At 44.6% G+C, this 11,112-nt stretch carries 9 protein-coding genes and 1 rRNA gene; 6 read left to right on the top strand and 4 right to left on the bottom strand.

The window, feature by feature from the left end:
• Positions 1-15: 15 nt before the first annotated feature.
• Entirely contained in the window at positions 16-144 is a 129-nt protein-coding gene (locus tag AC2UZJ_RS02650; protein ID WP_486948560.1) for a hypothetical protein, read from the bottom strand.
• A 144-nt stretch (positions 145-288) separates the two neighbouring features.
• Here AC2UZJ_RS02650 and uvrA point away from each other — a divergent pair, with 144 nt between their 5' ends.
• Genes uvrA through AC2UZJ_RS02665 form a run of 3 tightly spaced genes read left to right on the top strand, consistent with a single transcriptional unit; the run spans position 289 to position 7,527 of the window.
• The gene (uvrA, locus tag AC2UZJ_RS02655) at positions 289-5,781 is read left to right on the top strand and encodes an excinuclease ABC subunit UvrA (protein ID WP_486948561.1); all 5,493 of its coding nucleotides are present in this window, start codon (positions 289-291) and stop codon (positions 5,779-5,781) included.
• 5 nt (positions 5,782-5,786) lie between these two features.
• A complete protein-coding gene (gene pabB, locus AC2UZJ_RS02660) occupies positions 5,787-6,902 on the top strand; it encodes an aminodeoxychorismate synthase component I (RefSeq protein WP_486948562.1) in 1,116 nt (371 codons plus the stop codon).
• Positions 6,889-7,527, top strand: coding sequence for an aminotransferase class IV (locus AC2UZJ_RS02665; protein ID WP_486948563.1), 639 nt, complete (start codon positions 6,889-6,891; stop codon positions 7,525-7,527). Before pabB ends, AC2UZJ_RS02665 begins: the two co-directional genes overlap by 14 nt.
• Here AC2UZJ_RS02665 and AC2UZJ_RS02670 read toward each other — a convergent pair.
• The gene (locus tag AC2UZJ_RS02670; protein ID WP_486948564.1) at positions 7,505-8,311 is read right to left on the bottom strand and encodes a tRNA threonylcarbamoyladenosine dehydratase; all 807 of its coding nucleotides are present in this window, start codon (positions 8,309-8,311) and stop codon (positions 7,505-7,507) included. The genes AC2UZJ_RS02665 and AC2UZJ_RS02670 overlap by 23 nt on opposite strands.
• Positions 8,312-8,352: 41 nt before the next feature.
• Between AC2UZJ_RS02670 and AC2UZJ_RS02675 the strand changes: the two genes are divergently transcribed.
• The 3 genes from AC2UZJ_RS02675 to purU are packed head-to-tail and all read left to right on the top strand — an operon-like array spanning position 8,353 to position 10,482.
• On the top strand, positions 8,353-8,964 hold the full coding sequence (locus AC2UZJ_RS02675) for a gamma-glutamylcyclotransferase (protein WP_486948565.1): 612 nt from the start codon (positions 8,353-8,355) through the stop codon (positions 8,962-8,964).
• 2 nt (positions 8,965-8,966) lie between these two features.
• The gene (gene pdxH / locus AC2UZJ_RS02680) at positions 8,967-9,596 is read left to right on the top strand and encodes a pyridoxamine 5'-phosphate oxidase (RefSeq protein ID WP_486948566.1); all 630 of its coding nucleotides are present in this window, start codon (positions 8,967-8,969) and stop codon (positions 9,594-9,596) included.
• 37 nt (positions 9,597-9,633) lie between these two features.
• Positions 9,634-10,482, top strand: coding sequence for a formyltetrahydrofolate deformylase (gene purU, locus AC2UZJ_RS02685; protein ID WP_486948567.1), 849 nt, complete (start codon positions 9,634-9,636; stop codon positions 10,480-10,482).
• A gap of 61 nt (positions 10,483-10,543) precedes the next feature.
• Here purU and AC2UZJ_RS02690 read toward each other — a convergent pair whose 3' ends face one another.
• Positions 10,544-10,906: a DUF4870 family protein gene (locus AC2UZJ_RS02690; RefSeq protein WP_486948568.1), complete on the bottom strand. Its 363-nt coding sequence runs from the start codon at positions 10,904-10,906 to the stop codon at positions 10,544-10,546.
• A 104-nt stretch (positions 10,907-11,010) separates the two neighbouring features.
• Positions 11,011-11,112: ribosomal RNA gene (gene rrf, locus AC2UZJ_RS02695) — 5S ribosomal RNA — on the bottom strand; the annotation flags it as partial.

Below are 11,112 nucleotides of genomic sequence, written 5' to 3' on the forward strand. Positions count from 1 at the left end.
TGCTTGTAATAGGAATTAAGCACGTTTTACTTTTTCTAGCATTTTAAAAACACTTCTGGGCGAACGTGCATATAGACGTTTAGAAGCCTTACCCAAGCAACGACGCTCTAGGGTGTTACGTCTGGTGCGTTTAATTTCCGCCATAATTTTCTCCGATACACTTACATAAACAAAGCTAAGAATTATACAAGCATACTTAGCCATAGATACAGTAGATTTTAACGCATTGCGCCCCCATATACAAAATACACCTCAACTAAACCTCTTTTATTGCACTTTCACTGCTTTATGACCTCTCAAATTCGCATTTTTGGTGCTAGACAAAACAATCTAAAAAATCTTGATGTTAGTTTTGACACAGAAAAAATCACCGTGCTTACAGGCGTCTCAGGTTCAGGCAAATCCTCTTTAGCCTTTGATACCTTATATGCAGAAGGCCAGCGCCGTTATGTAGAAACCTTTTCCCCTTATGCTCGCCAGTTTTTAGACCGTATGGATAAGCCACAGGTAGATAAGATTGAGGGCATATTACCGGCTATTGCCATTGATCAAGTGAATCCAGTGCGTAACTCTCGTAGCTCAGTGGGCACCATGACAGAGCTTAATGATTACTTAAAACTGTTGTATGCACGCTTAAGTCATTTGCATTGCAGACAATGCGGTCAAATAGTACATCATGAAGATGCACAACGTATTGCCGCAACCTTGCAAGAACGTTGTGCCGAGGATGATCCTCGCTTAGTGATTACGTTTGCGGTGGATATCCCCCAAAACTTTAGTGCTGAAGAGGTACAGCAGTTTTTGGAGCAACAAGGCTATACGCGCCTGCACGAACCGCAAGAAAAAACAACCCGTCTGTATGTGATTCAAGACCGCTTTCGTCTTAGCCGTGCCGAGCCAGCCCGTCTCATGGAAGCCCTAGATGCTGCGTTGCAATATGGCAATGGGCATATCTCCGTCTTTGCCATAGATGAAGAAAAAAATCAAACACAATGGGATTTCAGTGCAGGCTTGCATTGTGCCACCTGTGATATTGATTACAGTGCACCACAACCCAGTACCTTTTCCTTTAATTCGCCCTTAGGCGCATGTGAAAGCTGCAAAGGTTTTGGGCGGGTGATGGGGATTGATTACGGTTTAGTGATTCCGGATGAAAGTAAAAGCCTACAAGAAGGCGCCATACGTCCTTGGCAAACCAAATCCAATGAAATTCATCAAAAAGAGCTAGAACGCTATGCCAAAGCTGAAGGCATACGTTTAGCGGCACCATGGAACACATTAACCAAAGCAGAAAAAGAGTGGGTCATCTATGGCGCTCCTGATTTCAAAGGCGGCGCACGCGCTTGGAAATCACAATGGTATGGGGTGCAACGGTATTTTGATTGGCAAGAGAGCCGGGCTTACCGCATGCATGTGCGGGTGATGTTAGCTAAATATCGCAGCTATACCACTTGCCCTACCTGCAAAGGTTCTAGGCTAAAAGCAGATGCTTTACTGTGGCGTTTAAATAACTATCACATCCACGATTTAATGCTCATGCCCATTACTGAAGTACGTGATTTTTTTACCACACTACAGTTTGAGGGCGAACTAAATACTGCCACGCAGTTATTACGCGATGAGGTGAACACCCGTTTACACTTCTTATGTGAAGTGGGTTTAGGTTATTTATCCTTAGACAGACAAAGCCGTACTTTATCCGGTGGGGAAGTACAACGCATTAACCTCACTACGGCTTTAGGTACCTCTTTGGTAAATACTTTATTTGTATTAGATGAGCCTTCCATAGGCCTGCACCCGCATGATATGCATCGTATTGTGCATATTATGCAACGTTTACGTCGCAATGGTAATACGCTGGTGGTGGTTGAACACGACCCATTAGTAATGCTGGCGGCTGACCGTATTTTAGATATAGGTCCAGGACCGGGTGAACGCGGCGGTCAAATCATGTTTGACGGTGCACCGCAGCAATTGCGTGACGCTCCCACATTAACAGGTGATTACCTTAGTGGTCGTAAAACCATTGCGGCGCCTATGCCCCAAGCGGTAACTCAGGATACCCCTACGCTGCAGCTGCAAGGAGTACGTGCTAACAATCTGAAGAACATTGATGTGACTTTCCCGTTGCAGCGACTCGTTTGCGTCACCGGTGTGTCCGGCTCAGGAAAATCCACGCTTATACAAGATGTGCTCTACCCCGCTCTACTCAAACACTTTGGTCAAGCCACTGAGGCGCCAGGTGAGTTTGACAATCTCATAGGTGCTGAACAACTTGCTGAAGTGGTAATGGTAGATCAATCGCCCATAGGTCGCACTGCACGCTCAAATCCGGCCAGTTATGTAGGGGCGTTTGATGCCATTCGTAAATTATTTGCTCGTGCTCCCTTAGCCGTAGAGCGTGGATATAAGCCGGGCACCTTTAGTTTTAATAGTGGTGATGGCCGTTGTCCTACCTGCGGAGGCACCGGTTTTGAACACATAGAAATGCAGTTTTTATCTGATGTGTATTTACGTTGTCCTGATTGCGAGGGTAAACGTTTCAGACCAGAAATCTTAGAAATACGCGTAGAACACTTGGGCCGTAGCGCTTCTATAGATGAAGTTTTAGCCATGACGGTGAATGAAGCTTTGACATTCTTTACTGGCTTAAACGACGTGCAACGTGTCTTAGCTCCCTTAGCCGATGTGGGCTTAGATTATTTAGCCTTAGGCCAGCCAGTGCCAACCTTATCGGGTGGAGAAGCTCAACGACTTAAATTAGCTGGTTATTTAGCAGAGAGTGCTAAAAGTCGTTTATCAATGGCTAAAGTGGCTAAAAAAGGTCGATTGTTCTTATTTGACGAGCCCACCACTGGGTTGCACTTCGATGATATTGCTAAGCTCATGCAAGCCTTCAGAAAGCTACTAGCTGCAGGCCACTCTCTCATCGTGATCGAACATAATGTGGATGTGGTGCGTACGGCAGACTGGGTGATTGATTTAGGCCCAGCAGGAGGCAATGCGGGCGGAGAACTCATTGCAGCCGGCAGTCCCACTGAGCTCATGGAGCACAGTAACTCTTTAACGGGCCAAGCCCTAGTGGAATACGAGCAGCACATAGTGGGTGATACCGCCACCTTATTGTTAGCGGCTGAACCTACAGCTAAATATACAACACAGGCTGAGCCAGCACCCGATAATGCTATTCACATATTAAATGCCCGTGAAAATAACCTGAAAAATATCCAAGTAACTATTCCACGTAACATTTTTACTGTAATTACCGGCGTCTCAGGCTCAGGAAAGTCTACTTTAGCCTTTGATATATTATTTAATGAAGGCCAGCGCCGCTATCTAGAATCTCTGAATGCCTATGCGCGATCTATAGTACAGCCTGCAGGTCAACCGGATGTAGATGCCATTTATGGTATACCTCCTACCGTAGCTATTGAACAGCGTACTAGTCGTGGCGGCTATAAATCCACCGTGGCCACCATGACAGAAATCCATCACTTCTTACGGCTACTGTATGTGAAACTAGGCACGCAAATGTGCCCAGAATGTGAGGTACCAGTAAAACCACAAAGTGCTGAGCAGATTACGGCACAATTATTACGTGATTATAAAGATCAACGCATACAAATCTTGGCACCTCTGATTGTAGGACGTAAAGGTTATTACACCGATTTAGCTAAATGGGCCCACGCTCGTAGCCATTCTCACTTGCGGGTAGATGGTAAGCTGATTCCTACCGATAACTGGCCACGTTTAAATCGATACCAAGAACACAATATTGAACTGCCTATAGCTGATATTACCGTTTCCGCGAATGCGAATTCCCCCGTACGAGCAGCGGTAGAAGAGGCCTTAGCCCAGGGACAGCAAACCTTGCTGCTGGTGGCTGATGAAAAGGAAATACGCCTCTCTACGGCACGGGCTTGTCCTTGTTGTGGCAGCAGCTTTCCAGAACCTGATCCACGTCTGTTTTCTTATAATTCCAAACATGGTTGGTGCACCACATGTTTTGGTACCGGTGCAGTCATTCCCGGTTTTGATGCGGAGCAAAGTGGTGAAGAAAGTAAATGGTTAAACCAGGAAGAAGAACGCCAAGAAAAAGAACAACTGCCTATTACTTGCCCTAGCTGTGAAGGCCAGCGTTTAAACCCAGTAGCTTTAGCTTTCAGGTGGCATGAAATAGGCATCGCGCAGCTGTCGGCTTTATCGATTAATGATGCCAAAGACTTTTTCCTAGAACTCACTCCTAACCAACGTGAAAAAGACATAGGGCGCGATATTTTTTCAGAACTGCATAATCGTCTCAATTTTATGCAAGAAGTGGGCTTAGGCTATTTAGGTTTAGACCGTGCGGCCCCTACGCTTTCAGGGGGTGAGGCGCAACGCATTCGTTTAGCCGCACAGTTAGGGTCAAACTTACAAGGGGTGTGTTATATACTTGATGAACCCACCATTGGGCTGCACCCGCGTGACAATCAAATATTGCTACGTGCTTTGCAACGCTTAGAAGAAAATGGCAACACCTTAGTCGTGGTAGAACACGATGAAGACACCATACGCCAAGCCAAACACATTATTGATATAGGCCCTGGTGCGGGTACTCGGGGCGGTCAAGTAGTGGCTAAGGGAACAGTAAAAGAGGTGATGGCAAACCCAGACTCCTTAACGGGGTATTACTTAAAAAATCCCATTTCCCATCCTATGCAACCTTATAGAGCCATCGATAAAAACACGCAACAACTGCACATTAAAAACGCCAAACTGCATAATTTACAAGGTGTAGATGCCCATATACCGCTGCAACGTTTTAGTGTGGTTACTGGTGTATCTGGCTCAGGAAAATCCACCTTAGCGCGTGACGTATTACTCGCAAATCTCAAGAAAAAAATCAATGAACCAGATAGCTATCAATGGCAACATTGTGATGACATTCTAGGTTGGGAACAGGTAGAACGAGTCTTAGAAGTAGACCAAACCCCTATTGGTAAAACACCGCGCTCTTGCCCTGCCACCTATGTGGGTTTTTGGGATGATATACGTAAATTATTTGCCCAAACTCGAGATGCGAAGATACGTGGCTGGAATGCTTCACGTTTTTCCTTTAACACAGGTGATGGACGCTGTGCTGAATGTGGTGGTCAAGGTATGGTTACTTTTGAGATGAGTTTTTTACCTGATATTAAAATCCCCTGTGAGGTTTGTAATGGTCAACGGTTTAATAACGACACCTTATCTTTATATTGGCAAGGCAAAAACATCGGTGATGTATTACAAATGGAAGTCGATGAAGCGGTAGAATACTTCACCTCACATCCTCGTATTTTACGTCCTTTAAAATTGCTTCAAGATGTGGGTTTAGGCTACTTAACCTTAGGGCAGCCTTCACCCACCCTATCTGGTGGCGAAGCGCAACGCATTAAACTGGTCTCTGAACTTAGCAAAGTACGCTTAGATGAAGGCGTTATCAGCACGGGACGCGCCTCTAGGCAACCCCATACGTTATACGTTTTAGACGAACCCACAGTAGGTTTAGCCATTGCTGACGTAGAAAAATTACTACGGGTATTACATAGGCTTACCGATGTGGGGCAAAGTGTGATGGTAATTGAACACAACTTAGATTTAATTGCGGAGGCCGATTGGGTGGTGGATTTAGGTCCCGAAGGTGGCATAGATGGTGGCCGGTTGGTAGTAGAAGGCGATGTTCATACCGTTAAAAACACCGCTGCCTCACACACTGGGCAAGCCTTAAAGCATTTTTTAGATAGCTCTATAAGGTCATAAGTTACATGTATTGTCGATTTGAAAACCGTATCACCCAGCAGGCTTTAGTGCTAGAAGAGTTAGTAGAAAAAATCATTGTTTATGATGCTTCTCAACTAACTGCAGCCTGGGCGCGTATTGAAGCGGCCCAAACCCAAGGCTATTGGGTGGCTTTAGTTTTAAACTATGAATTAGGAGCCCATTTATTAGACCTGTCTTTTGCTACACGTGATAGTAATCACCCCTTATTGAGCGCCTATATTATGCGTCAAGCTAGGCACTCAACGCCTTGGGAAACGCCTATCCACCAACCCACTTTAAAGGCCAAAGCTTTAGTATCACGTCAGCAATATTTACAAGATATAGCGCATATACAACAAGGCATAAAAAATGGCGAGTATTACCAAATCAATTACTCTATTCCCTTAGAAATAAGCTCCTCTGCTACGCCGCAGCATCTTTATCAATACTTAGCGCATGCGCATCCCGTGCCGTATGGAGCGTATATTTCTGATGCAGAAAATCAGCGTCATCTATTATCTTTTTCACCGGAACTGTTTGTAAGGAAAAAGGGCAATAACGTCACGGTAAAACCCATGAAAGGCACCACTGCGCGCCACACTGACCCCACTGCAGATCAGGCCGCCGCTCAAGCACTTAGAAAAAGTGAAAAAGATGTAGCAGAAAATATTATGATTGTGGATTTACTGCGTAATGATTTGGGACGCATAGCCACCACCGGCTCAGTTCAGGTGAATCGTCTTTTGGAGGTGGAAGCCTATCCGTCGGTTTGGACCATGACCTCCACCATAGAAGCAGAAGTCAAAGAAAAAGAACTGGCCACGTTAATGCAAGCACTCTTTCCCTGTGGCTCTATTACAGGTACTCCTAAAATTGCTGCTATGCGCTGCATACAAGCTTTAGAGCAACGTCAGCGAGGGGTTTATTGCGGTAGCATAGGCTGGCTAGCCCCGAATGGCGACTTACAACTCAACGTGGCAATTCGTACCATTGAATATAATAAAAATACGGCACAGTTTGGTGTAGGCGGTGCAATTGTTATTGACTCTGAACCAGAAAAAGAATGGCAAGAATGCCTTTGGAAAGCTCGGGTACTAGGAGTGGAAATTGAAACTCATTGAAACCATGCGGTTAAATCGCTGTGGTGAAGTGTTATTACTGCCTTGGCATTTAAAACGTTTACGCAGCTCGGCACGGCAATGTGATTTTTTTTATGATGAAAACGCCTTGCTACAGCAGTTGGCCATTTATCTACATAAAAATTATTCACAGACTCAGCGTCTACGGCTCACCTTAGCGCAAAATGGCCATCTAGAAATTACCTGTACTCCTTTAGCCCACACGGTAACACCGGTATGGTTAAAACTACAGTCAAAAACAATCGATCTGCCTGCAGACTCCTCTTTACTACTTCATAAAACTACCCAACGCCAGCATTGGTCTGCCGGTGAACAATGGTTACAGCAACATCCGGCATTTTTTGATGTTATTTATGCCTCCACTGAGGGCTTCATTACCGAAGGCGGGCGCAGCAATATCTATATTTGGCAACAAAATCGCTGGATTACACCACCCACCCAGCTAGGATTGCTCAATGGAGTATTACGCCGCTCTTTGCTGCATAGAGGTGAGGTGCATGAGCAGCCTTTCACTATCTCTGAGCTGCTCACTGCTCCCAAAGTGCGGGTATCTAATGCTTTACGTGGCTGGATGGATGCCAAGATTATGCCAACACATAATCAATAGCCGCTTGCGCTGCCGCAAAACCCATAGGGGCTGTTACCGTAACACTAGAACCATAACCCGCGCAGGATAAACCTTGAGGGGCATCAATACTCACCGTACCAGCGGCAGCTTGATTTTGCCAAGCGGATGGCATCACCGCTTGCTCTTGCACCCAAAACACTTCCACCCCCATACGAGGAATACGGGGATTTTTCCTATCGGTTTGCGGACGTGGAAAAGTATGCTCTTTACGTAAACGGGCCCGTAGCCGACTAAGCATAGCATCATGAGTACTTTGGGATAAATCCCCGCGCTTTAATGCCAAAGGATTACGTTTACCACCTGCAGCTCCGCAAACATATAATTTAATTTTGGCGCGCTTGGTGGCCAGTATCATCGCAATTTTGGCATCCGCTTGATCGGTACAATCAATTAATACATCAGGCTTATAAGTTAATATTGTTTGTATATTATCAGCACTGATAAAATCATCTATGGTATGTACTTTACAATAAGGATTAATATCTAAGATGCGTTGTCGCATGGCTTCAATCTTTGCTTGCCCTAATGTGGAACCCAAAGCCGGCAGCTGTCTATTGATATTGGATTCACTTATATGGTCCATATCAATCAATGTGATATGGCCTATGCCACTACGAGCCAACGCTTCTGTACACCAGCTACCAACGCCGCCAATACCGGCCACCATAATGTGCGCAGCCTGTAATGTACTGACACTATTATCACCATATAATCGATTAAGCCCACCAAAACGGCGTTCGGCATTTATTTGCTGCTCAACCATGAATATCCTTGTTTCTATACTGTTTATCTATTAATGTCATTATGAATGCTTTTATTCCTACTCCAGCTGCCCAACAATTTAAAACGCTGAGCGCCTCTGAGCTGGAGCAATCCATGCTAAGTAGTTTAAACCACTGGGATCAACAAAGTGATCTTTGGCTTTTCGCTTATGGGTCATTAATTTGGCGTCCCGAGTTTGATTTTATAGAACAACGCCCTGCCACCTTACACGGCTACCATCGCTCTTTATGTTTATGGTCACGCATTAACCGTGGCACGCCGGAAACCCCCGGTGTGGTTTTTGCCCTAGATCAAGGCGGAAAATGTGAAGGCGTTGCTTATAAAGTTGCGGCAGATCAGGTAAAGCGTATATTCCCCCCTTTATGGCAACGAGAAATGCCTAGTGGGGCGTACAATCCAGAATGGGTAGAATGCCATAGCAGCGCCAGCTCTATTTCTGCTTTAACTTTCGTTATTAACCCCAACACCGATGCCTATGTACCTACCATGCCTATAGAGCAACTGCGTCAAGTAATACACAGCGCACATGGCATTAATGGGCCTTGCATTGATTATGTACTGCAAACGGCTTCTGCCTTAAAGCAAGCCAAAATTGCCGATCCTAAACTCGAATTTTTAGTGCAACATTTATAATTATGAGCCTAGCTGATTTTCGTAATGAATACGATAAGTTTGACCTTCCTGAGCACCAGCTCACCACTAACCCACGTGATATGTTCGAACGCTGGCTAGATGAAGCCATTCGTTTAGAAGCACCTGAACCTACGGCTATGAGTTTATCTACCGTAAACGCTGAAGGCATGCCCAGCTCACGCATTGTATTGTTAAAGGGCTTTGATGAGAAGGGAGTGCAATTCTACACCAACTACGAATCACATAAAGGGCAGGATCTGGCGCAGAATCCAAAAGCCTGCTTATTGTTTTTCTGGCCTACCTTACAGCGTCAAATTCGTATTGAAGGCGTTGTAACAAAAATGAGTGCAGAAAAATCAGCTCAATATTTTCATAGCCGCCCTCTACCTTCAAGAATTAGCGCTCTTGCTTCACCCCAAAGTCAACCCACCACTCGCGCAGAACTAGAACAGCGCAGTGATGAGCTCACAGAAAAATTTGGTAATCATCCGCCTTACCCAGATTTCTGGGGTGGCTATTATTTGCAACCTGAGCGTATAGAGTTTTGGCAAGGACGCACATGCCGATTACATGATCGTTATCTTTATAAAATACAAGATGGCGTGTGGCATATACAACGTCTAGCACCCTAATAAACTGCCCTTAGGTATTAGGCTTTAAAATAGCTTCATGAACGATTATATTCTTACCCTTTCTTGCCCGGATACCACGGGCATTGTACATACTGTTTCTGGTTGGCTCTTAAATCAGCAAGGTAATATTGTAGAAGCCGAACAATTTGGTGATGCTCAAACTAATACCTTCTTTTTGCGTATTCATTTTAGCCTGCCAACAGCAAGTGATCCCGAAACGCTAAGCGCTAACTTTGCACCTATTGCGGATAAATACCATATGGATGCTCATATTTTTGATCCGCAGAAAAAAGCGCGTGTTTTATTATTAGTGAGTCGCCAAGGGCATTGCTTAAACGATTTACTTTTTCGTACTCGGGCTGGTCAGTTGCCTATAGAAATAGTAGGCGTGATTTCTAATCATACTGATCATGCTGCTTTAACGGCGTCTTACCATACGCCTTTCCATCATTTACCTGTAACACCAGCAACCAAGGCTGAACAAGAAAAACAAATTCTCAAATTTGTTGATGATCTAGATGTAGACCTAGTGGTCTTAGCTCGCTATATGCAGATTTTATCGCCTGAGCTGTGCAAAGCTCTTTCAGGGCGAGCTATTAATATTCATCATAGCTTCTTACCTAGCTTTAAAGGCGCACGCCCCTATCATCAAGCTCATGAGCGTGGGGTAAAAATTATTGGTGCCACTGCACATTATGTAACCGAAGATTTAGATGAAGGCCCAATCATTGAACAAGATATTGAACGTGTAAGCCACGATATGAGCCCAAATGAATTAACTCAAGTGGGCAGCGACGTAGAATCCTTAGTGTTATCTAGAGCTGTTAAAGCGCACGTAGAACACCGTATCTTTTTAAATGGTCAACGCACTGTGGTTTTTAAATAATTTTTAAATAATTATGTAATTATAAAAAAAAGGCATCGTTATCAGTACGATGCCTTTTTATTTAATCTAGGGTTGGTTGTTGATTCTCAAACAAAGCAAACCAACCTTTAGCCACACGATAAATAAGCCATACAAAAGCCACTATCCCTGTTAGCCAACCTATAAAAATTAATGACAGCAGTGCACTTAACCCCATCCACAACACACCCCACCAAAACGTTTTGATGATCCAATCAAAGTGGCTTGCATACACAGTGCCAGCTACATCGCTACGCTTATAATAAGCGATGATTACAGCAGCAAGTGTAGCAGCTCCTAAGATAGGGGCCGCAATTAAACCTACTAAAAACAGCGCATATAAACCATGGGTTAACTGACGCACAGATAAACCTGACTGCGGTTCAGGCATTGTCGGTTGAGACATGCAATCCTCCAAATATTAGTTTAGCTACTTATTTTACCTTGTTTGCGATTATTAAGCATAAAAAAACCCCCGTTAGATCACTAACGGGGGTTTTTGGTATAAGAGCTTGACAATGACCTACTTTCACAGGCGTTCGCCCACTATCATCGGCGCTAAGGCGTTTCACTGTCCTGTTCGGAATGGAAAAGGAGTGGTGCCACCTTGCT

It is taken from the genome of Paenalcaligenes sp. DL 309 (assembly GCF_057475285.1).

Coding starts and splice junctions, on each gene's coding strand:
- AC2UZJ_RS02650 (WP_486948560.1), bottom strand. CDS start 144: ATGGCGGAAATTAAACGCACCAGACGTAACACCCTAGAGCGTCGTTGC.
- AC2UZJ_RS02670 (WP_486948564.1), bottom strand. CDS start 8,311: ATGGTTGAGCAGCAAATAAATGCCGAACGCCGTTTTGGTGGGCTTAAT.
- AC2UZJ_RS02675 (WP_486948565.1), top strand. CDS start 8,353: ATGAATGCTTTTATTCCTACTCCAGCTGCCCAACAATTTAAAACGCTG.
- pabB (WP_486948562.1), top strand. CDS start 5,787: ATGTATTGTCGATTTGAAAACCGTATCACCCAGCAGGCTTTAGTGCTA.
- purU (WP_486948567.1), top strand. CDS start 9,634: ATGAACGATTATATTCTTACCCTTTCTTGCCCGGATACCACGGGCATT.
- uvrA (WP_486948561.1), top strand. CDS start 289: ATGACCTCTCAAATTCGCATTTTTGGTGCTAGACAAAACAATCTAAAA.
- AC2UZJ_RS02690 (WP_486948568.1), bottom strand. CDS start 10,906: ATGTCTCAACCGACAATGCCTGAACCGCAGTCAGGTTTATCTGTGCGT.
- pdxH (WP_486948566.1), top strand. CDS start 8,967: ATGAGCCTAGCTGATTTTCGTAATGAATACGATAAGTTTGACCTTCCT.